The sequence below is a fragment of the Kocuria sp. WRN011 genome, assembly GCF_002295155.1.
In the GTDB taxonomy this organism is placed as follows: domain Bacteria; phylum Actinomycetota; class Actinomycetes; order Actinomycetales; family Micrococcaceae; genus Kocuria; species Kocuria carniphila.
The window spans coordinates 164,148-184,921 of the sequence record NZ_NSGI01000005.1; the positions used below are offsets into that span (position 1 = coordinate 164,148).

At 63.6% G+C, this 20,774-nt stretch carries 20 protein-coding genes; 16 read left to right on the forward strand and 4 right to left on the reverse strand.

Annotated elements, in window-relative coordinates; all coding sequences use genetic code 11:
• The first annotated feature begins 6 nt into the window (after nt 1-6).
• The 12 genes from folB (at nt 7) to CKW39_RS08550 (ending at nt 11,435) form a co-directional block, all read left to right on the forward strand.
• On the forward strand, nt 7-408 hold the full coding sequence (gene folB / locus CKW39_RS08495; RefSeq protein ID WP_095797699.1) for a dihydroneopterin aldolase: 402 nt from the start codon (nt 7-9) through the stop codon (nt 406-408).
• 2 nt (nt 409-410) lie between these two features.
• Nucleotides 411-926: a 2-amino-4-hydroxy-6-hydroxymethyldihydropteridine diphosphokinase gene (folK, locus tag CKW39_RS08500; RefSeq protein ID WP_095797700.1), complete on the forward strand. Its 516-nt coding sequence runs from the start codon at nt 411-413 to the stop codon at nt 924-926.
• 7 nt (nt 927-933) lie between these two features.
• Nucleotides 934-1,491 (forward strand): DUF3180 domain-containing protein, encoded by a 558-nt coding sequence (locus CKW39_RS08505; RefSeq protein ID WP_095797701.1) that lies wholly within the window; start codon nt 934-936, stop codon nt 1,489-1,491.
• Complete coding sequence (locus CKW39_RS08510; protein WP_095797702.1) at nt 1,475-1,990, forward strand: PH domain-containing protein; 516 nt, start codon at nt 1,475-1,477, stop codon at nt 1,988-1,990. The genes CKW39_RS08505 and CKW39_RS08510 overlap by 17 nt, the downstream gene beginning before the upstream one ends.
• A gap of 14 nt (nt 1,991-2,004) precedes the next feature.
• The gene (locus CKW39_RS08515) at nt 2,005-3,714 is read left to right on the forward strand and encodes a PH domain-containing protein (protein ID WP_158222923.1); all 1,710 of its coding nucleotides are present in this window, start codon (nt 2,005-2,007) and stop codon (nt 3,712-3,714) included.
• Nucleotides 3,711-4,637 (forward strand): Rossmann-like and DUF2520 domain-containing protein, encoded by a 927-nt coding sequence (locus CKW39_RS08520; protein ID WP_095797704.1) that lies wholly within the window; start codon nt 3,711-3,713, stop codon nt 4,635-4,637. Before CKW39_RS08515 ends, CKW39_RS08520 begins: the two co-directional genes overlap by 4 nt.
• A complete protein-coding gene (panC, locus tag CKW39_RS08525; protein WP_095797705.1) occupies nt 4,634-5,476 on the forward strand; it encodes a pantoate--beta-alanine ligase in 843 nt (280 codons plus the stop codon). Before CKW39_RS08520 ends, panC begins: the two co-directional genes overlap by 4 nt.
• Nucleotides 5,477-5,499: 23 nt before the next feature.
• On the forward strand, nt 5,500-7,023 hold the full coding sequence (gene lysS, locus CKW39_RS08530) for a lysine--tRNA ligase (protein ID WP_256382224.1): 1,524 nt from the start codon (nt 5,500-5,502) through the stop codon (nt 7,021-7,023).
• A 59-nt stretch (nt 7,024-7,082) separates the two neighbouring features.
• Nucleotides 7,083-7,346 (forward strand): hypothetical protein, encoded by a 264-nt coding sequence (locus CKW39_RS08535; protein WP_095797706.1) that lies wholly within the window; start codon nt 7,083-7,085, stop codon nt 7,344-7,346.
• 259 nt (nt 7,347-7,605) lie between these two features.
• A complete protein-coding gene (locus CKW39_RS08540) occupies nt 7,606-7,938 on the forward strand; it encodes an Lsr2 family protein (RefSeq protein WP_095797707.1) in 333 nt (110 codons plus the stop codon).
• A gap of 249 nt (nt 7,939-8,187) precedes the next feature.
• Complete coding sequence (locus tag CKW39_RS08545; protein WP_095797708.1) at nt 8,188-10,803, forward strand: ATP-dependent Clp protease ATP-binding subunit; 2,616 nt, start codon at nt 8,188-8,190, stop codon at nt 10,801-10,803.
• A gap of 113 nt (nt 10,804-10,916) precedes the next feature.
• Complete coding sequence (locus tag CKW39_RS08550) at nt 10,917-11,435, forward strand: amino-acid N-acetyltransferase (RefSeq protein ID WP_095797709.1); 519 nt, start codon at nt 10,917-10,919, stop codon at nt 11,433-11,435.
• A gap of 107 nt (nt 11,436-11,542) precedes the next feature.
• Here the strand turns inward: CKW39_RS08550 and CKW39_RS08555 are convergent, their stop codons facing one another.
• Nucleotides 11,543-12,526, reverse strand: coding sequence for an A/G-specific adenine glycosylase (locus CKW39_RS08555; protein ID WP_095797710.1), 984 nt, complete (start codon nt 12,524-12,526; stop codon nt 11,543-11,545).
• 25 nt (nt 12,527-12,551) lie between these two features.
• On the opposite strand from CKW39_RS08555, the gene CKW39_RS08560 reads away from it, so the two are divergent.
• Nucleotides 12,552-13,283, forward strand: coding sequence for a hypothetical protein (locus tag CKW39_RS08560; protein WP_095797711.1), 732 nt, complete (start codon nt 12,552-12,554; stop codon nt 13,281-13,283).
• 99 nt (nt 13,284-13,382) lie between these two features.
• Here the strand turns inward: CKW39_RS08560 and disA are convergent, their stop codons facing one another.
• The 3 genes from disA to CKW39_RS08575 form a co-directional block, all read right to left on the reverse strand.
• On the reverse strand, nt 13,383-14,459 hold the full coding sequence (disA, locus tag CKW39_RS08565) for a DNA integrity scanning diadenylate cyclase DisA (protein WP_095797712.1): 1,077 nt from the start codon (nt 14,457-14,459) through the stop codon (nt 13,383-13,385).
• 74 nt (nt 14,460-14,533) lie between these two features.
• A complete protein-coding gene (gene radA, locus CKW39_RS08570) occupies nt 14,534-15,925 on the reverse strand; it encodes a DNA repair protein RadA (protein WP_095797713.1) in 1,392 nt (463 codons plus the stop codon).
• 46 nt (nt 15,926-15,971) lie between these two features.
• Nucleotides 15,972-17,129 (reverse strand): aromatic acid exporter family protein, encoded by a 1,158-nt coding sequence (locus CKW39_RS08575; protein WP_095797714.1) that lies wholly within the window; start codon nt 17,127-17,129, stop codon nt 15,972-15,974.
• A 309-nt stretch (nt 17,130-17,438) separates the two neighbouring features.
• Here CKW39_RS08575 and pstS point away from each other — a divergent pair, with 309 nt between their 5' ends.
• The 3 genes from pstS to pstA all read left to right on the forward strand — a co-directional run bounded on the left by pstS (nt 17,439) and on the right by pstA (nt 20,769).
• A complete protein-coding gene (gene pstS, locus CKW39_RS08580) occupies nt 17,439-18,554 on the forward strand; it encodes a phosphate ABC transporter substrate-binding protein PstS (RefSeq protein WP_095797715.1) in 1,116 nt (371 codons plus the stop codon).
• Between the two features lie 149 nt (nt 18,555-18,703).
• Nucleotides 18,704-19,651 carry a phosphate ABC transporter permease subunit PstC gene (gene pstC / locus CKW39_RS08585; protein ID WP_095797716.1) on the forward strand — a complete coding sequence of 316 codons (948 nt, stop codon included), beginning with the start codon at nt 18,704-18,706 and terminating at the stop codon, nt 19,649-19,651.
• Complete coding sequence (pstA, locus tag CKW39_RS08590) at nt 19,651-20,769, forward strand: phosphate ABC transporter permease PstA (protein WP_095797717.1); 1,119 nt, start codon at nt 19,651-19,653, stop codon at nt 20,767-20,769. The genes pstC and pstA overlap by 1 nt, the downstream gene beginning before the upstream one ends.
• The last annotated feature ends 5 nt before the right edge of the window (nt 20,770-20,774 follow it).

Genomic DNA, 20,774 nt, shown 5'->3' on the forward strand with positions numbered 1-20,774 from the left:
GCGCGAATGATGACTTCCCCCGCTGACTTGAGCCACCACGACCGCATCACCCTCACCGGCTTGGGCGCTGTGGGATACCACGGCGTCTTCGAGAAGGAACGTCGCACGGGCCAACCGTTCTTCGTGGACCTGGTGATGTACACGGACCTGAAGGCCGCGGGAAGCAGCGATGAACTGACGGCCACGGTGCACTACGGGGAGGTGGCCGAACTCGTGCGCGAGATCGTGATCGGTCCCCGTTACCAGCTCATCGAAACTCTCGCCGAACGCATCTCCACTGAGTTGCTCGCGAAGTTCTCCTTGATTGGGGCCCTCGAAGTGACCGTACACAAGCCCAAGGCCCCCATCGAGGTCACGTTTTCGGACGTGGCGGTCACCATTTTCCGCACGCGGGATACGGAGGGGTAGTCATGACAGCCCGGTGTGTTGTGGCCCTGGGGGCGAACCTGGGGGACCGGTTGGCCGCGTTGCGGTCCGCGGTGTCCGCTCTGGACGGCATCCCTGGAATGTCCGTGACCGGCTGCTCACCCGTGATCAGCACCCGGTCCGTGGGTGGCCCCGAGGGCTCTCCGGACTACTTCAACGCGGTGCTCGAACTCAGTGTGGAATTAACTCCCGAAGAGACGCTGCGCGCGTGTCAAAAGGTGGAGCAGGAACACGGCCGCGAGCGCACGGTTCACTGGGGTCCCCGCACCCTGGATGTGGACATCATTTGGTTCGAGGGCGTCGAACAACAGGACCCGAATCTCACGCTGCCGCATCCGCGCGCTCATGAAAGGGCCTTCGTTCTGGTCCCGTGGTCACGGCTGGATCCTTCCGCGCAGCTGGGCGGGCAGCTAGTGCGTGACTTGGCCAAGCGCGCCCCCGACCTCGAGGGTTTGAGCACCACGGATCTCACGCTGTGTGACGGCACGGAGGGGAGCTGAATCAATCATGCGCTACTTGAACGTACTGACGCTGGTGGTGATTGCACTCGTCGCCGCCGTGCTGGGTTGGAGCATCAACTACGCGGTCTCCGGGCAGAACCAGGCGCTGCTGATTCTCCCGTGGGGAAGCCTTGTGGCCGAGGGCGCCGCGGCGGCCGTGTTGCTCTATCTGGGTCTGCGGCTGCGCGCCTACCGCGACCCGGAAGGGGAGGGGCGGCGGCGTCGTCGAGCCCCGGCCGACCGGAAACCCTACGACCCCGTGTGGGGCGTGGGCACCGCAGCGGCGGCGCAGGCTGTGGCGTACTACGGCGCACTGACCGCGGGATGGCACGCGGGTCTCGGCGTGGATCAGGTCATGCTGCTCGGCGTGCGCACCACCCAGGAACCGCTGTGGTTGTGCGTGGCGCAGATCGTCGCGGGCGTACTGCTCATGGTCATCGGGTGGATCGTCGAGAATTGGTGCAAGCTGCCCCCGGACGACCCCGAATCCGAGAAGGACACCCCGTACGGTGGACGTCAAGACCCTTACGCCACCGGAGAGGGAGGCTATGCCCGACACCAATGACCTGAGCCCGCAGGGTTTGACCTGGAAGCGCGTATCGCCCGATTACATCAAGGTGCGGCTCATTTCCGGCACCATCAGCACCGTGATCTGGACCGTGGGCTTCGGCATTCCGCTGATTCTCGGTGTGTTGGGGATCTGGGGTGATTCTCCGGCGCCGTGGATGTGGTTCCCGCCCGCGGTGGTGCTGGTGTGGGGCCTGATCGACCTGTGTCTGATTCCCCGCCGCGTCCGCGCGATCGGTTATGCGGAGGAGTCCACCGAACTCTGGTTGCGCAAGGGCATCATCTTCCGCAGCATCACGGTGGTCCCTTACGGCCGCATGCAGTACGTGGACATCAAGACCGGCCCGCTGCTCAACGCGTTCGGCCTGGCCAACCTGACACTTCACACGGCGGCGGCGAACACTGACGCGGATCTTCCGGGCCTACCCCGGGCTGAGGCCGACCGGTTGCGTGAGGAGCTCACACGCCGGGGAGAAGAGCTCATGGTGGGACTGTGATGAGTGCCCCCGGGATGAACGACCCCCAGACCAGCGCGCCGTTCGACCAGGAGGCCCCGCAGCCCGCACCCGAAGGGGAGTGGCTGCGCGTTCACCCGCTCACCCCGTACGTGCGCAGCTGGCTCCTCATCGTGGCGCTCGTGTGGGGCGTGGGCAATGTGTTCCTGGACGACGTCCTGGCGGCCGTCGTCTACGGTGATCCGCTCGACGTGGATTTCGCCGGCACCGTTCAACTGGTGGGTCTCGGCCTGGTCGCGGCCGTACTGTGCGGTGTGGTCGGCCTGGTGATCGGCCTGGGTGTGCTCTCGTGGTGGTTCACCCGTTACCAGATCACCCCGGACCACGTGCGCTTCCGAAACGGCGCCATCTTCCGCACGCAGCGCCAAGCTCGGTTGGACAGGGTGCAGGGCATCGACATCGAGCGAAAGTTCCTGCCCCGGATCTTCGGGTTGGCGTCCCTGAAATTCGACGTCGCGGACGGCGGCAGCACCGCCCTGGAACTCTCGTACCTGCGCCGCGACAAGGCCCGGGAACTGCGCCACCAACTACTCGGCGCGGTACGCGAGGCCTCGGGCTCCGGCACGGTCACTCACGGTGATACCAAGGGTCTCCACGGGTCCGACGACGCCGCTGGCTCATGTTTCGGCGCCCCGAACCCGGTGGCGGCCGCTCACCGGCCGGCACCGTGGGACCACTCTCCGCAGGCACAGGAACACCGGGCGTTGCTCGCCCAGCACGGTGCGGGCTCCAGCCTGACAGCAGACGAGGAACGCTCCCGGGAAGTTCGAGCGGCCCAGCGGTTGGGTCTGCTCACGGACCAGGACGATCAAGATCAGCAACGCCGCGTGTTCACCGTGCCCACGAGCCGCGTGCTGCTGAGCCTGTTGCTCTCGTGGAGCACGGTCTCCGCGGTGTTCTTCGCCGTCGTGGCCGTGATGGTGTGGCAGTGGAACCCTGAAGCCCTGCGGGTGCTGATCCCCAGTTACCTGCCCGTGGTCATCATGATCGTCTCCGGGCTCTACAACCGCTTGGAAAGCAGCTGGGGTTTCACCCTCAGCCAGGTGCAGGTGGGCGTGCGGGTGCGCTCCGGTCTGCTCAATGAACGCTCCTCGACCATTCCGGTGGGCCGGGTCCAGGCGCTGCAGGTGTCCAAACCGATGCTCTGGCGGGTCTTCGACGGCCACCGGGTCAAGGTGATCACCGCGGGCAAGGGCGGGGCAGATGACCTCGAGGGATTGCGGTCACTCGTCCTGCCCGTGGGCTCTCCCGAGAACGTGGCCGAAATCCTGGAACTCGTGCTGCCGCTCGCGGAACCGCCCACCGAACTGGTGCGGGACGGACTCAACGGGATCGACGGGGACCAGAACTACACGATCAGCCCCCGCCGAGCCCGCTGGGTGGACCCGCTGACGTGGCGTCGCACGGGTTTCGCCATGGACAACGCCGTTCTGGCCATGCGGTGGGGCCGGCTCAACCGGAATGTCAGCGTGATTCCCCATCACAAGACGCAGTCCCTCGGTCTGCAGCAAGGGCCCGTCGATCGGCGGATGAAGCTGGCGAGCATCCACGCGCACATGATTGCCGGACCGGTCACCACGGCCATTTACCACCTGGATGTGCAGCAGTCCCGCGCCCTTTTGGCGCGGCAGACGGGCCTCGCACGTGTCGCCCGGGACCGGGTCAACCAGGACAGTGCACGTCACTCACGCGAGGAGATCCAGTGAACGAGCCACAACAGCGCCCGGGACGCCTGGGCGTGGGAATCATCAGTGCCGGAAAGGTCGGTTCCGTTCTGGGCGCGGCATTGCGCGCCGCCGGACACGCCGTGGTGGGTGTGTACGCCCACTCCGAAGCCAGCCGTGACCGCGCGGATGCCCTCCTGCCGGACGTTCCTGTGCTCGACGTTCCCACGATCGTGGAACGCAGCGAACTCGTGCTCCTGGCTGTACCGGATGATCAACTCCCGGGACTGGTCGAGGGGCTCGGCAAACTGGGCGTTTGGCAGCCGGGTCAACTGGTCGTGCACACCGCCGGACGCTTCGGAACGGACGTGCTGGAACCGGTGCGCGCGGCCGGGGGCATCGGCCTGGCCATCCACCCGTCCATGACGTTCACGGGCCTGAGTCTTGACCTCCAACGGCTCACCGACTGTAGCTTCGGGGTCACCGCTGCTGCTCCCGTGTTGCCCATTGCGCAGGCACTCGTCGTGGAAATGGGTGCCGAACCGGTCGTGATTGCGGAGGCGGATCGCCCGCTCTACCACGCTGCTCTCGCCCACGGATCCAACCATGTGATGACGCTCATGGGCCAGTCCATGCAGCTGCTGCATAAGATCGGTGTCGAACACCCGGATCGCGTGCTGGGTCCCTTGGTGCGAGCCACGGTGGACAACGCCCTGGCCTCCGGCGAGAACGCGTTGACCGGACCCGTGGCGCGAGGTGACGTGAGCACGGTGGCCGCCCACGTGGCCGCCCTGACGGAACTTGCGGGACCGGACGCTGCGGCGTCGTCGGCGGGGCATGACCTGCTCGAGGGCTATCGCGCCCTCGGGAAGCTCACGGCCCAGCGCGCCGTGGCCTCCGGGCGGATCGACGACACGACATATCGCGCGGTGCTTGCCGCGCTCGAGGGGAAGGACCTCCAGTGACTCAACCCGTGGTGTGCACCTCCGTTGCCGAAATGCGTGAGGTGCTCGAGACACGCGTGGCTCAGGGCGTGACAAGCGTGGGGTTGTTCCCGACCATGGGAGCGTTGCACGACGGTCATCTCCGGATCGCGCAGACCGCGCGCGAGGAGAATCAACTGGTTGTGGTTTCCGTGTTCGTGAATCCGCTCCAGTTCGGTCCCAACGAGGACTTCGACAGCTATCCGCGCCAGCTCGAACAGGATGTCGCCGGGCTCTCCGCGAGCGGGGTGGACATCGTTTTCGCGCCGAGCACCGAGGAGATGTACCCGGGAGGCGTTCCGGTGGTCTCGGTGACCTCCGGTCAGGCCGGTTCGGTGCTGGAAGGTGCCACCCGCCCCGGTCACTTCGACGGCGCCTTGACCGTGGTCAACAAGCTCTTCACGATTATTCAGCCGGGCCCCGGTGTCGAATTCCGTGCCTATTTCGGCGAAAAGGACGCCCAACAATTGCTGCTGATGCAAAGAATGGTGCGTGATTTCAATCACCGCGTGCAGATCCGACCGGTGCCCATCGTGCGCTCGGAGCAAGGCCTCGCGCTGTCCTCGCGCAACCAGTACTTGACCACCGACGACGCCGCCCACGCCCTGGTTCTCAACCACACCTTGCGCTCGCTGGCCGCGGGTGAACTTACTCTGGACCAGGCCCGCGGGCGCATCGACGCGGAGCCGAGCGTAAAACTCGATTACCTGGTCACCGTGGACCCGGATACGCTCGCGGAGATCCAACCGCGAGCTGGGGCGTTGGCGCTGGCCGCCGCCTGGGTGGGCCCCACCCGCCTCATCGACAACATGAAGATTTGATCTGACCGCTATCCTGGAGAATTGTGACCGAGCAGCGAGATAACACCACAGCAGTAGATTCCACGCCGGAGCTTTCCGAGCACGAACTCAACGACCAAATGGCGTTCCGTGCTGCCAAGCGCAAGGCCATTGAGGAATCGGGTGTTTCCCCCTACCCGGTGGGGGTGGGTCGCACCCATTCCCTGGCTCAGGTGCGAGAGGGTTACGAGCACCTCGAAGCCGGAGAGGAAACCGATGACGTCGCGACCGTCGCGGGACGTGTGATCCACGTGCGTAACACCGGCAAGCTGTGCTTCGGCACACTTCAAGAGGGTGACGGCACCCGGCTGCAGGTCATGATCTCCAAGGCCAACGTGGGCGAGGACGCCCTGGCGGCCTGGAAGGCCCAGGTGGACCTGGGTGACTTCGTGGCCGTGACCGGCCGCGTGATCAGCTCCAAGCGCGGTGAACTGTCCATCATGGCCGATTCGTGGCGCATGGCCTCGAAGGCGCTGCGCCCGCTGCCCACCTTGCACAAGGAGCTCAACGAAGAGACTCGGGTGCGTCAGCGCTACCTGGACCTCATGGTGCGCCCTCAGGCTCGCGACGTTGTGCTGACCCGCTCGCTCATCACGCGCACCGTACGCCGGGTTCTCGAGGAACGCGGGTATATCGAAATTGAAACACCCATGCTGCAGCTCATTCACGGTGGTGCGGCCGCGCGGCCGTTCGAAACGCATCTCAACGCGTTCGACCAGGACATGACCTTGCGAATTGCCACCGAGCTCTATTTGAAGCGAGCCGTGGTGGGTGGAATTGAAAAGGTCTTCGAGCTCGGCCGGGTATTCCGCAATGAGGGTGTGGATTCAACTCACAGCCCGGAGTTCACCACCCTGGAAGCGTACGAAGCGTACGCGGATCAATTCGTGATGGCTGACCGCATCAAAGAAATTATTCAGGCGTGCGCCTCCGCATTGGGTGTGGAGGGTATTGATACTGATCAGGGCCGCATCGAGCTCTTCGGTGAGTGGGAATGGGTTTCCGTCTACCCGGATTTATCGGAAGCTGTGGGGCAGGAAATCACGCCGGACACATCGGCGGATACGCTGCGCGAGATTGCTCAGCAGCGCGAGATCTCTGTCGATTCCGCGTGGGATGCAGAAAAACTCGTGGTCGAGTTGTTCGGGGAAATTGTCGAGCCGAACTTGATCCAGCCCACATTTGTTTACGATTACCCACCTTCGGCTCAGCCGCTGGCCCGTCAACACCGTGAGAAGCCCGGACTCATTGAAGCCTGGGATCTAATCATCGGGGGAATGGAGCGGGGCACCGCATTCTCCGAGTTGATCGATCCAGTGATCCAGCGTGAGCGACTCACGGAACAGTCCTCGAAGTCCGCTGCGGGCGATGTGGAGGCCATGCAGCTCGATGAAGACTTCCTGCGGGCGCTGGAGTACGGCGCACCGCCCATGGGCGGGCTGGGACTCGGCCTGGATCGACTGATCATGCTGTTCACCAACCTGGGAATCCGGGAGACCATCCTGTTCCCGCTCATGAAGCCCGAGTGATCGGGAATGAGTAGCCAAGTGCCAGTGACCGTTCAGGGCAGTAGAGGACAATAATCACCATGGAGTATCTTTCCGTTTTCTTGCCCTCTCTCGGTGTGGGCCTCATTTTCTATCTGGTCATGAGGTGGCTTTTCCGCGGTGACCGGGCAGAACGTTCCGCACAAGCGAATGTGGAACAGGATGCTGAGCGCTGGTATGAGCAGGTCAAGGACCGCGAAGGTGACCAGGCTCCCTTTGGCTACCAAGAAGTAAGCTCAAAGAAGAAACGTGGTTTAGAACTCAAGAACACCATTCCGATCCGGGATACCCCGCAGGATAAATAACGCTGCGCAATTATCCCACCGTGACATTAGTGAACAATCATGTCATGATAGGACCGCGTGAAACACTCGTGTTCTTGTCGGCTTATCACCGCGAGGTGTGATGGATATCAAGACCATCGTTGGTGATTATGGACTAATCGGGGGACAGGTTCACGCGAAATGACACCACGTGTGGCTTTCCACCCGGAGAGCACTCATGGCACCTAATGTCTCACTAATTTTGACATGACCCTTGACGGGGTGATGAGGAGGATCCGACATGGCACAGACAGTCAAGATCATTCTTGAAGATGACATCGATGGCGGCTCCGCAGATGAGACCATCCGTTTTGGTCTCGATGGCGGTCAGTACGAAATCGATTTGAATTCCGCTAACGCCACCAAGTTGCGCGAAGCTCTGCGTCCTTACGTGTCCAAGGCCCGCCGCGCCTCGGCCAAGACCAACCGCGGGGCCACCACGCGTCCCACCCGCTCGGGCAACCCCGAAACGCCCAAGATTCGGGCGTGGGCCAAGGAACAGGGTTTCCAGGTGTCCGATCGTGGACGTATCCACCAGGACATCCAGGACAAGTACTACGACGCTCACAAGTAAGAAAAGTTCAGGCGTGCCAAGGGGAGAGTTCGACTCGGCACGGACCTGATGATGTAGGTCGGGAAGGGCGAATCCCGGCGAACAGCTCAACGGCCGGAATGCACCTACTGGGTGCATTCCGGCCGTTCCCGTTGCCGGGCACAACAGGTTTTAGCTCTGGGCTATACATCGTGCGCCAGCGGCGAACAGTGCCCATAAACGCTCTTCAGGTGCCTAGCATCGTTGGCAGACACCAATAGAGGAGTATCCATGTTCGAACGCTTCACCGACCGCGCCCGCCGGGTCGTGGTGCTGGCCCAGGAAGAGGCCAGGATGCTCAACCACAACTACATCGGTACCGAGCACCTGCTGCTCGGTTTGATTCACGAGGGCGAAGGCGTAGCAGCCAAGGCTCTCGATTCGATGGGCATCACCCTGAGCTCGGCGCGCGAACAAGTACAAGACATCATCGGACCGGGCCAGCAGGCACCGTCCGGTCACATTCCCTTCACACCCCGTGCCAAGAAGGTGTTGGAGCACTCGCTGCGCGAAGCACTGCAGCTGGGTCACAACTACATCGGCACGGAGCACATCCTGCTGGGCATCATTCGTGCCGGCGAGGGTGTGGCATCCCAGGTTCTGATCAAGCTGGGTGCTGACCCCGCCAAGGTGCGGGCAACGGTGCTCGAGCTGATTTCCGGTTACCAGTCCGGAAACGCCGGTGGCGAGAAAGAAGCCGCGGGTGTCGGGACCGGTGGCCGCGCCGAGGGTACCCCCGCGGGCTCCGCAGTGCTGGACCAGTTCGGTCGCAACCTCACCGCGGCCGCACGCGAATCCAAGCTTGATCCGGTCATCGGCCGGTACAAGGAAATGGAACGCGTGATGCAGGTGCTCTCACGCCGCACCAAGAACAACCCCGTGTTGATCGGTGAGCCCGGCGTCGGTAAGACCGCCGTGGTCGAGGGCTTGGCCCAGGCAATCGTGCGCGGAGACGTGCCCGAGACGCTCAAGGACAAACACCTCTACACCCTGGACCTCGGTTCACTGGTGGCCGGTTCGCGCTACCGCGGTGACTTCGAGGAGCGCCTCAAGAAGGTGCTCAAGGAGATCCGCACGCGCGGCGACATCATCCTGTTCATTGACGAGATCCACACCCTGGTGGGTGCGGGTGCCGCCGAGGGCGCTATCGATGCCGCCTCGATTCTCAAGCCCATGCTGGCTCGCGGTGAGCTCCAGACCATTGGTGCCACCACGCTGGACGAGTACCGCAAGCACATCGAGAAGGACGCCGCCCTGGAGCGTCGTTTCCAGCCCATCCAGGTGGATGAACCTTCCGAGGCACACGCCGTGGAGATCCTCAAGGGTCTGCGCGACAAGTACGAGGCACACCACCGCGTGTCCATCACGGACGAGGCGCTGGAAGCCGCCGTGCACATGTCCGCACGCTACGTGTCCGACCGGTTCCTGCCGGACAAGGCCATCGACCTGATCGACGAGGCCGGTGCCCGCCTGCGCATCAAGCGCATGACGGCTCCGCCGGAGATCAAGGCCCTGGATGAGAAGATCGCGGACATCAAGCGCGCCAAGGAAGCCGCCATCGACGGCCAGGAGTACGAGAAGGCCGCCTCGCTGCGCGATGACGAGCAGAAGCTCATCACCGAGCGTGAGGAGAAAGACAAGGCCTGGCGCGACGGCGACGACCAGATCTCCGAGGTCACCCCCGAGGTCATCTCGGACGTCCTGTCCGCGTCCACCGGTGTTCCCGTGTACAAGTTGTCGGAGGAAGAGTCCGGTCGCTTGCTGCACATGGAGGACGAGCTGCACAAGCGCGTCATCGGTCAGAACGAGGCCATCAAGGCTCTGTCCCGGTCGATCCGCCGTACCCGTGCGGGTCTGAAGGATCCGCGCCGTCCCGGTGGCTCGTTCATCTTCGCCGGTCCCACCGGTGTCGGTAAGACCGAGCTGGCCAAGGCTCTCGCGGAGTTCCTGTTCGGTGATGAGGACGCCCTGATCACCCTGGACATGTCCGAGTACCAGGAGAAGCACACGGTCTCGCGACTGTTCGGTGCCCCTCCGGGTTACGTGGGCTACGAAGAGGGCGGTCAGCTCACCGAGAAGGTGCGCCGCAAGCCGTTCTCCGTGGTGCTTTTCGACGAGGTCGAGAAGGCTCACCAGGACCTGTTCAACTCGTTGCTGCAGATCCTCGAGGACGGTCGTCTGACCGACTCGCAGGGTCGCGTGGTGGACTTCAAGAACACGGTGATCATCATGACCACCAACTTGGGCACCAAGGACATCTCGCGCACCGTTCCCGTGGGCTTCCAGGCCACCGGCGATGTTTCGACCTCCTACGACCGGATGCAGGCCAAGGTTCAGGAGGAGCTCAAGGAGCACTTCCGTCCCGAGTTCCTCAACCGCGTTGACGAGACCATTGTGTTCCCGCAGCTGAGCCAGAACGAGATCCTCAAGATCGTGGACCTGTTCGTGGCCCGCTTGCAGCAGCGGCTGCGCGAGCAGGACATGTCCATCTCGCTCACGGACGCCGCCAAGGTGCTCATGTCCGAGAAGGGTTACGATCCCGCAATGGGTGCACGTCCGTTGCGTCGTGCGGTGCAGCGTGAGATCGAGGACCAGCTGTCCGAGAAGATCCTGTTCGGCGAGATCTCTTCCGGTGAGAAGATCACAGTGGATGTCGAGGGTGAAGGTGAGGACCGCACGTTCACGTTCTCATCCACCCCCATGTCCGAGCTCTCGGATGAGGAACTGGACGAGATCCACAACACGCCGTCGTTGACCGACAACGACGACAGCGAGTCCGGCAGGGACGTTCCCCGCTCACCCAACACGGGTGGCTTCGGTGACGGCCCCGCCCAGGCCCAGGCCTAGGCGAACGGACCGCTACAACGCCGCGAGCGGCGTCGGCATCCTGGACAAGGGTGACGACGCCGCTCGCGGCGTTTAACCCGCGTCTCACGGTTACGGCGGCGTACAGTCTTGGCATGGAAAAGATCAGTATTCGTCCCGCGAAGACCTCGGACGTCCAGGGCATCAAGGCCTTGGTGGCGCCCATGGCGCAGGAGAACATCCTGATCACCAAGGACACCGTGACCTACTACGAGAACATTCAGGAGTTCGTGGTCGCTCAGGACGAGAGCGGCGAGCTGGTGGGCTGTGGTGCCCTCCACGTGATGTGGGAGGACCTCGCGGAGGTGCGTACGCTCGCCACCTCGGCCAAGGCGAGGGGGCAGGGCGTGGGGCGGCGCATGCTCGAGGTCCTGATTGACCGCGCCGCGGAACTCGGCGTGAGCCGGGTCTTCTGCCTGACGTTCGAGGTGGATTTCTTCTCCGCCCACGGGTTCGAGGTCATGGAGAACCAGGAAAGCATTGATCCGAATGTGTTCGCCGAACTCCTGCGCTCCCACGATGAAGGCGTTGCGGAGTTCCTCGACCTGGCGCGCGTGAAACCCAACACCCTGGGCAACACGCGCATGATTCGACAACTGCACGTGTCGTTCTGACTCTTGGACGCCCCGGAAGTCCTGGCGCTATCGGCGGTCGCGGCCGGTCAGCACGTCCCGGTCACCAAGGAAGCCGGAGCCGTCCGGAGCGATTGAACAAGACCGATTCAGCTCGGCAGACTGGCTTCGTCTCCGTGGCGAGTCGCCAGACCGTCTTTGAGCAGCCCGCCGAGGGCCCGCTCGCGCTGTTCCAGCGGGGCCGGGAGCGCCCACAGCTTTTCAAGCATGTCGGCCGTCTCCTGGCCCGGGTTCTCGATCCTGCTGGCCAGCTGCTCCGCCCCGGCGCGATCCGTGAGCAACAGGTCTACCGAAACCGGTGACGGGCTGTGCCGCAGCACCGCCATGATGGCCCCGCGCACCTGTCGGTCGGTGCCGTGCCAGGACTGCCCCTTGGGGACGTAGTCCGGTTCCGGTCGACCCGCGGCGATCCACGCGCACTCATCGAACACGGGGCATTCATCGCATTTGGGGGAGCGAGCCGTGCACACCAAAGCACCCAGCTCCATGACGGACTGGTTCCACTTCACCGATTCGGCGATGTCCTCTGGCATGAGCTGATCCGCAAGCCGGGTCTCCGCCGCGGTGAGCGTCTTGGACGGCAGTGCCTTGCCGCTGAACAGTCGAGCATGCACCCGCCGGATATTCGTGTCCACCACCGTGTAGCGCTGGCCGAAAGCGAAGACAGCCACCGCTGCTGCCGTGTAGGAACCGATGCCCGGCAGAGCGAGCAATTCAGAGTGGTTTTCCGGCACCTGGTTGTCATGGTGATCAGCGATCTCCGTGGCTGCTGCGCGCAATCGGAGCGCCCGGCGGGGATACCCAAGCCTGCCCCACGCGCGCACCACGTCCGCGGGGCTGGCTGCGGCCAGGTCTGCCGGTGTGGGCCAGCGGTCCAGCCATTCCCGCCAGATCGGCAGAACCCGTACCACGGGCGTTTGTTGCAGCATGATTTCACTCACCAGCACACCCCACGGAGAGCACGCGGGCTCGCGCCACGGGAGGTCCCTGCCTGCCCGTGAAAACCACTGGATGACGGCTTGGTGAATGCCGTGAAGTTGGTCCGGTGCGCAGGGTGTGGAGCTCGAGTTCATAAATCCCCACGGTAGCCTGGAGTTCATGGCAACCAACGGTTCAGAGCAGCGTGATTCCCCCAACTCCGGCGCATCCCACGGGGATTCCGGGGACCGGTTGCCTCCCTCGGTCTACCGCCGACGCCGCGTGATCGCCCTGGTCGTTCTGCTCGTGTTGGTCGTGGCCCTGATCTGGGGGATTTCCTCCGTGGTCTCCGCGCTCACCGGTTCTTCGGAGGACCCGGAACAACCCCCGACACAGACTCAGGTCACGGCCGAGCCCACTCAGGCAGCCACGGTTGACCCCAATGACAAGTTCGCGGATTTCACCCCCCGGCCCACACCCAGCGGTGACAAGGAGAGCGAGGGTTCCTCGGCCAGTCCTGCCGCAGCCGAGGAGTGCGGTGCCAACTTGACGCTCACCGCCTCCACGGACAAGCAGACCTACCCGGCCGATCAGGAACCGGTACTGGTCATGACCATGGAGAACACCGGGGAGCAACCCTGCCGGGTCAATGCCGGGACGAACGCCATGAATTATGTGGTCACGTCCGGTTCGGATGTCATCTTCGATTCCCGGCATTGCGCGGCCGAGGGGGAGGACCGAAACGTCACGCTGGAGCCGGGGAAGACGGAAGAGGCCCGGTTGGCGTGGAACCGGATTCGCACCGCGGAAGGGTGCCCCGCGGATCAGGCAAAAGCCATGGCTGGTTATTACAACTTGACCGTGGGCTTGGGCGAGCAGAGCAGTTCCTCTGCAACCTTTGTTCTGGAGTAGACCGCTTCAGCACGGTTGATCGAAAAATCCTTGGTCCTTCAGGGTTGGGCAGAACCGAGGAGCGCCCTCATGTCCACGGGCGGGAGGCGGGTCCCGCGCTCACATGAAGCGTTCGAGCAAACTGGTTTCAGCCATGCGGGACAGCGATTCGCGCACGTTGCGGGCGCGTTGTTCGCCAATGCCCTCCACGGACATCAGGTCCTCGAGGTTCGCGGCCATCAAGGCCTGTAAGCCGTCGAACTGACCCACCAGGCGTTTAGCCACCACCCGCGGCATGGACTTGATGCCTTCGAGCAAGCGGTAACCGTGCGGGTGCAGGTCAGCTTCCAGGTTGCCCTGGGACGTGATGAGAGCCGCGGCCACGGCCACTTTCTGCAGGTCGATCAGATCCGCCGGGGAGAGTTCCGCGAGTTGTGCCATGGCGTCGGACAAGACCTCCGCCGGAGTCTCCTCGGGGAGATAATCCCGCAACACCACGTCGGGGCCGGGTCCGTTACCGGCCGTCAGCTCTTCCAATTGCAGCGAGATGAGGCGCCCGTCCTCGCCGAGCTCCAGCACGTACCAGCTGATTTCCTCGGAGATCCTGCGCACCATTTCCATGCGCTGCAGAGTGAGGGCCACATCCCGGGCCGTGACAGCCGCCTCGATTTCCAGTGCGGAAAGACTGCCTAGAACTTGTTCCAGGCGATTGCTGTAGTGCTCCAGGGTCTGCAGAGCCTGATTGGCGCGGGCCATGATGGCTTGTGAACCTTCAATGGCGTAGCGGTGATCGCCCACGTAAATGGTGATCACGCTCATAGACTGGCTCACGGAAACCACGGGAACGTTGGTTTGTTTGGCGGTGCGTTCTGCCGAACGGTGCCGGGTGCCTGATTCCTGGGTCTCGATGTGAGCCTCCGGCATGAGCTGCACGCCTGCCTTCAGAATGCGGGTGGCATCACGATCGCACACGATGGCACCGTCCATCTTGGCCAGTTCGCGCATCTTGGTGGGAGTGAACTCGGTGTCGATGTCGAAACCACCCGAGCACAGGGCCTCGACGGACTTGTCGAAGCCCAGCACGATCAACCCACCGGTCCGTCCCCGCAGGATGCGTTCGAGACCTGTGCGCAGCTGGGTTCCGGGTGCCAAGCGGGCCAGGGTCTTACGAAGGGCCGTCTCCTGAGCTTTCACCACATGATCATCCTACGTGCTATATGCATGCACCTCGTGCCCAGCCTCTGTTGCTATCTCCGCGCGTACCTGGTCGTTCAGCGCTCCCGCGGAGGGAAGAGCAATTCGATGGCCTGACTTACAGTGGTGACCTCTCGGACGGAGAACCCCTGGGGGATCTTGCCCGGTCCGCTCGGCGAAGCGGGCACCACCGCGTGGGTGAATCCCAGCCGGGCGACCTCCTGGATCCGGCGATTGATGTCCGGGACCGGACGTACCTCTCCGGCCAGGCCGATCTCCCCGAAACAGACCAGGCGCTGGGGGAGTGGGCGGTCCTGAGCGGCTGAGGCCAAGGCCATGCACACCGCCAGGTCCGTGGCGGGTTCGGTGAGCCGCACACCGCCCACGGTGGAGACGTAGCAGTCCAGGTTCGCCAGGCCCACACCAGCGCGGCGCTGCAGCACCGCCAGCAGCATGGCTACGCGAGAACTATCCAGACCGGAGGTGGCCCGCCGCGGTTGTGCAGTGCTGGATTTGTCCAGCAGGGCCTGCACCTCCGCCAACAGCGGACGGCGGCCCTCGACCGTGACGCTCAGACACGTGCCGGCCACCGGTAGGGGAGTGCGCGAGACGAACAGACCCGAGGGGTCCGCGACCGATTCGATCCCGGCCTCACCGAGGTCGAAACAACCGACCTCGTCCGTGGGGCCGAATCGGTTCTTGATGGCGCGTAGCAGTCTGATCCTGGAGTGTTTGTCACCCTCGAACTGGCAGACCACGTCCACGAGGTGTTCGAGCAACCGGGGGCCTGCAATGGAGCCCTCCTTGGTGACGTGGCCGACCAGCAACGTGGTCATGTTCTTGGTCTTGGCGGCGTGGATCAAGCTGGCCGCGACTTCTCGCACCTGACTGACCCCTCCGGCGGAACCGTCAACTTCGGAACTGGCCAGCGTTTGAACCGAGTCCACGATGAGCAGCTGGGGCTTCACAGCTTCCACATGAGCCAGGGCGGTGGACAGATCGGTTTCAGCGGTGAGGTAGAGCTTGTCCGCGACCGCCCCGATACGTTCTGCGCGCAGCTTGACCTGCGCTGCCGATTCCTCGCCGGTCACGTAGAGCACATCGCGGGGTGTCTGACCCGCGGCGACCTTGGCGGCGGCGTCCAGGAGCAGCGTGGACTTACCCACACCAGGTTCGCCCGCGAGGAGGATCACCGCGCCGGGCACCAGCCCGCCACCGAGCACACGGTCCAGCTCGGGTACGTGCGTGGGGGTAAATTGGGCGACCGAAGAGTCCACCTGGCCGATGGGCTTGGCCGGTTGAGCCACGGTTCGCGCGGCCTGGGTACGACCGTGTTCCTGAGCGGCACCGGTTTCTTCGACGGTGCCCCAGGACTGGCATTCACCGCAGCGACCCACCCACTTGGCCGTGGTCCAGCCGCATTCGGTACAGCGGTACGACACTGAGGGTTTCCGGGTCTTGGTGCTCATGAACTCACAGTATCCAGCGCGTCAGACACGCATAGCCGGCACGGAGTCAGTCCGATTGCAGCGGCGGCAGGTGCCCGATGGCCACCTGGTGACTGATGCCCGTGGCTTCGAGCAGATCCACCACCATGGGGCGGATCATCAGCACGAGCGCCTCGCCCTCCATGGTGCGCACACCCATGTCATGAGGTTCCAGGCGCGCCGCGACCGAGAACAATTCGTTGCGGGCCTGGCGCAAGTAGCTTTCGCGTGACTGTGGGTGGCTCACGGCCAAAGCATTGCCCAGGCTCAATACGGCGTCGGAAAGATCGGCGAGCACCTCGGAAAGGGACGTGACGGCGTCGTCGGCGAGGGAGACGTGGTCCAGCACTGAAGCGAGCCTGCGCGCGAGGACCCGGGAGTTTCGCACGGCGAGGTCCAGGTAGTGAATGCAATGGTCCAGACTGTCGATTTCTTGCCGGTGTCTTCGATGCAGGGGCGAGGCATAGGAAATTTCCTTGGACGCCTCCAACCCCGTGCGAACCGAATCAACGAGAGGTTGAGTCTGGCGGCCGCGAACCAGTGCGTGCCACGCCAACCGGGAATCGTAATCAGAGACGGCTCGGGAGGATTCGGCCAACAACTCGGAGTATTCCGTGATGAGCTTTCGGACGTCACCTCGTGGCTCGCGGCGGGGATCTTCCGGGATGAAATAGGCCAGCAGCAGTGCGCACAGGCAACCCACTACCGCGTCGAGAGAACGGGCGAACACGCCGTCCTGGGATGGGGGTAGCAGCACCACCAGGACGGATTGCAGTCCCATCTGCGTGGTGAAGATGGCACCGTTGTCCAAGAACCGCGCGAGCATGAGCGAAATGAGCAGAACAATGGCCGCCTGCCACTCGCCGTGGCCCAACACGTGCATCAGCAGGTCGCCCACCACGATGCCCAGGGTGCAGCCGATCGCGACTTCGAGAACGCGGCGATAACGCAGGCCACCCTTGGCATAACCCAGCGAAACGAGGGCAGCGGTAGCTGCGAAAATGGGCCCCTGGTGGCCGAGCAGTCGCTCCGCGATTACATAGGCGCCCACCGCAGCCACGGTCATCTGCACGGCCTGGAACAGTCCGCGCATCATGCGGTTCCAGCCGGTTTTGGACCGTTTGCTCACCACAGAGGGAACATGAGCAAGCCTCGACCTGTGATGTTTCGCCTCGCTCGATGACATGACCCCATCTTAGGCAGCGGTCGCCCGAAACCGACCGTGCATTCGGTGCCGAGCCTCGTCACGATTCCGCGGGTATGCAATAACTCACATCTACGGGTATTGATGCAAGTGGCTACGTGAACACGGGCACTGACGCGTCATCTGTTAACCCCACGTTTACCTTCCTGGAGATCTCTGTCCATATCCACTGCCTACCGTCACTGGTGAACCACTACGGATATGCGCTTTCCGTAGGCGGGTTGATGGCCGAGTCCGGCCGTTTTGCGATCCACCGGCACCGCCGGAAATATTCCATGAAGGGGTAACACTGTGAAGGCTTCCTACTACGGCCGTTCAGCCGCCGTTCTCGCCATTGGCGCCCTCGCCCTGACCGCTTGCGGCTCGGACAACCCGACCGGCAACGAAGGCGGCGACTCCAACGGTGGCGGCGGCGAGTCCAGCGTCTCCGGCACCCTGACCGGTATCGGCGCATCGTCGCAGCAGGCCGCCATGACCGCTTGGCAGAACGGTTTCCAGTCCGCCAACAGCGGCGCGACCGTTCAGTATTCCCCGGACGGCTCCGGTGCGGGCCGCACCGCCTTTCTGGCCGGCGGCGCCCAGTTCGCCGGTTCCGACGCCTTCATGAGCGACGAGGAGAACGAGGAGTCCAAGGAACAGTGCGGCACCGACGGTTCGCTGAACCTCCCCGTCTACATCTCCCCGATTGCCGTGGCCTTCAACCTGCCCGGCGTGGACAGCCTCAAGCTGGATGCCCCCACCATCGCCAAGATCTTCAAGGGCGAGATCGAGACCTGGAACGCTCCCGAGATCGCCGAGCAGAACCCGGATGCAGACCTGCCGGACACTCGCATCACCGTGGTGCACCGTAACGATGACTCCGGCACCACCGAGAACTTCACCGAATACCTGCACTCGGCCGCTCCCCAGGACTGGACCGACGAGCCGGATCAGGCATGGCCCTCCAAGTACGCCGCTGAGAACGACAAGGGCACCTCCGGTGTTGTGAACACCACCCAGGGCACCGAGGGAACCATCACCTACGCGGATGCCTCCGCAGTGGGTGACCTCGGCACCGTGGACATCAAGGTCGGCGAAGAGTACGTGCCGCACTCCCCTGAAGCTGCAGCAAAGGCCGTTGAGGTCTCCAAGCAGGTCGAAGGCCGCAGCGAGCACGACATGGCCATCGAGCTCGAGCGCGACACCACCGAAGCCGGTGCTTACCCGCTCGTGCTGATCTCCTACCACGTGGTCTGCTCCCAGTACGACTCCCAGGAGACCGCTGACCTCGTCAAGGCCTTCGAGTCCTACGTGATTTCCGAGGACGGCCAGAAGACCGCGGCTGATTCCGCCGGTTCCGCTCCGTTGTCCGAGACCTTGCGCGAGCAGGCCACGGCAGCTGTGGAGTCCATCAAGGTCCAGGGCTGACCTGACGACCTAACGCGCACAAACGGCGTCGGCGCGGGTATCGCGTCGACGCCGTCTGTGCGCCGAACGCCCGGGTCTCTTCCGTCCTGACAATGGATGGTAGGTTGCCCAGGCACGCGAACTGACCATGATCTGAAGGGACTCTGTACATGTCCACCACAGCGAGCGCACAGAAGCCGGGGACCAAGAACTCCGCGGCCGGTCGCGCGGGTGACTCAATTTTCTCAGGATTGAGTCTCGCAGCGGGCATCTTGATCTTCGCCGTGCTCGCGGCCGTGGCACTGTTCCTGCTGTTGCAGGCGCTGCCCACGTTCGCGGCTCCGGCCGACGAGATCACCGGCGGAGAAGGATTCTTCTCATACATTTGGCCCCTCGTGCTCGGCACGTTGATCGCAGCCATCATTGCGCTGCTGATCGCCACGCCCATCGGCATCCTGGTGGCCCTCTACATCTCCCACTACGCACCCGCCCGAATCTCCAAGTCGGTCGGATACGTGATCGACCTGCTGGCGGCCATTCCCTCCGTGATCTACGGCGCATGGGGTGCCACGGTGCTGGCTCCGGCGCTGGTGCCGTTCTACAACTGGCTGGCCGAGAACCTCGGCTTCATCCCGATCTTCGCCGGCCCCGCGTCCCAAACCGGTAAGACCATGATGACCGCCGGCGTGGTGCTGGCCATCATGATCCTCCCCATCATCACGTCCATGTCCCGGGAGATCTTCACCCAGACGCCCAAGCTGCACGAAGAAGCAGCCCTGGCGTTGGGTGCCACTCGCTGGGAAATGATCCGGATGTCGGTGCTGCCCTTCGCACGACCGGGCATCATCTCTTCCGTGATGTTGGCCCTGGGTCGAGCACTGGGCGAGACCATGGCCGTGGCCCTGGTTTTGTCCTCGGGCCCCATGATCGCTTCGCTGATCAAGTCCGGTAACCAGACGATCGCCGCCGAAATCGCCCTGAACTTCCCGGAGGCTTACGGTCTGCGGTTGTCCGAGCTGATTGCCGCTGGTCTGGTGCTGTTCCTGATCACCCTGGTGGTGAACATGATCGCTCGCGCCATCATTGCCCGCTACAAGGAATTCTCGGGAGCTAACTGATGTCAACGACTACGACTAAGCCCGGTACTTCTCCCGTGCGCGAGTCTCGACTGACTCGCGGTCAGCGCCCCAAGTGGCTCATCCCCGTGATCGGTGTGGGTGCCATTGTGGTGGGTGCCGCGATTTCCGCGCTCATCGGCTTCAACATTGCCACCTGGGCGATCTTCGCCGCCCTCGTGTTCCTGGTTGTGGGCCCGCTGTTGATCGGCGCGATCGAGGGTTCGCGCGCCGGTTCCGACTCACTCATGACCTTCCTGGTCTACACCGCGTTCATCCTGGCCGTGATCCCGCTGATCTCGGTGATCTACACGGTGCTGGCCAACGGTATCCCCGGCCTGACGTCCAACCTTCTGCTCACGTCCATGAACGGTGTGACCGGCGCGCAGGACAACTTCGCGGAAGCTCCCGGAGATGTCGTGGGCGGTGCCTACCACGCGATCGTGGGTACGGTGTCCATCACCTTCTGGGCCACGCTGATGTCCGTGCCCATTGGCCTGCTGACCGCGATCTACCTGGTGGAGTACTCCAACAACGGTTGGTTGGGTAAGGCCATTACGTTCTTCGTGGACGTCATGACCGGTATCCCGTCCATCGTGGCCGGTCTGTTCGCCGCGGCGTTGTTCGGCATGATCTTCGGTCCGTCCACCCGTACCGGTTTCGTGGCCGCGGTCGCCTTGACCGTGCTCATGATCCCCACGGTCGTGAAGAACACCGAGGAAATGCTGCGCATCGTTCCCAACGAACTGCGCGAGGCCTCCTACGCGCTGGGCGTGCGGAAGTGGCGCACCATCCTCAAGGTGGTCATCCCCACCGCGATCTCCGGTATCGCCTCCGGCGTTACGCTGGCTATTGCCCGCGTGATCGGTGAGACCGCTCCGCTGCTGGTAACCGCGGGCTTTGCAACGGCCATCAACTGGAACTCGTTCTCCGGCTGGATGACCACGCTGCCCACGTACATTTACTACCAGATCATGACACCCACCTCGCCCACCAACCCCGACCCCTCACTGCAGCGGGCCTGGGCCGCGGCACTGATCCTGATCGCGATCGTGATGCTGCTCAACCTTCTTGCCCGACTGATCGCCAAGGCCTTCGCGCCTAAGACGGCCGGCCGCTAAGCATC

Coding starts and splice junctions, on each gene's coding strand:
- folB (WP_095797699.1), top strand. CDS start 7: ATGATGACTTCCCCCGCTGACTTGAGCCACCACGACCGCATCACCCTC.
- folK (WP_095797700.1), top strand. CDS start 411: ATGACAGCCCGGTGTGTTGTGGCCCTGGGGGCGAACCTGGGGGACCGG.
- CKW39_RS08505 (WP_095797701.1), top strand. CDS start 934: ATGCGCTACTTGAACGTACTGACGCTGGTGGTGATTGCACTCGTCGCC.
- CKW39_RS08510 (WP_095797702.1), top strand. CDS start 1,475: ATGCCCGACACCAATGACCTGAGCCCGCAGGGTTTGACCTGGAAGCGC.
- CKW39_RS08515 (WP_158222923.1), top strand. CDS start 2,005: ATGAACGACCCCCAGACCAGCGCGCCGTTCGACCAGGAGGCCCCGCAG.
- CKW39_RS08535 (WP_095797706.1), top strand. CDS start 7,083: ATGGAGTATCTTTCCGTTTTCTTGCCCTCTCTCGGTGTGGGCCTCATT.
- CKW39_RS08540 (WP_095797707.1), top strand. CDS start 7,606: ATGGCACAGACAGTCAAGATCATTCTTGAAGATGACATCGATGGCGGC.
- CKW39_RS08545 (WP_095797708.1), top strand. CDS start 8,188: ATGTTCGAACGCTTCACCGACCGCGCCCGCCGGGTCGTGGTGCTGGCC.
- CKW39_RS08550 (WP_095797709.1), top strand. CDS start 10,917: ATGGAAAAGATCAGTATTCGTCCCGCGAAGACCTCGGACGTCCAGGGC.
- CKW39_RS08555 (WP_095797710.1), bottom strand. CDS start 12,526: ATGAACTCGAGCTCCACACCCTGCGCACCGGACCAACTTCACGGCATT.
- CKW39_RS08560 (WP_095797711.1), top strand. CDS start 12,552: ATGGCAACCAACGGTTCAGAGCAGCGTGATTCCCCCAACTCCGGCGCA.
- radA (WP_095797713.1), bottom strand. CDS start 15,925: ATGAGCACCAAGACCCGGAAACCCTCAGTGTCGTACCGCTGTACCGAA.
- CKW39_RS08575 (WP_095797714.1), bottom strand. CDS start 17,129: ATGTCATCGAGCGAGGCGAAACATCACAGGTCGAGGCTTGCTCATGTT.
- pstC (WP_095797716.1), top strand. CDS start 18,704: ATGTCCACCACAGCGAGCGCACAGAAGCCGGGGACCAAGAACTCCGCG.
- pstA (WP_095797717.1), top strand. CDS start 19,651: ATGTCAACGACTACGACTAAGCCCGGTACTTCTCCCGTGCGCGAGTCT.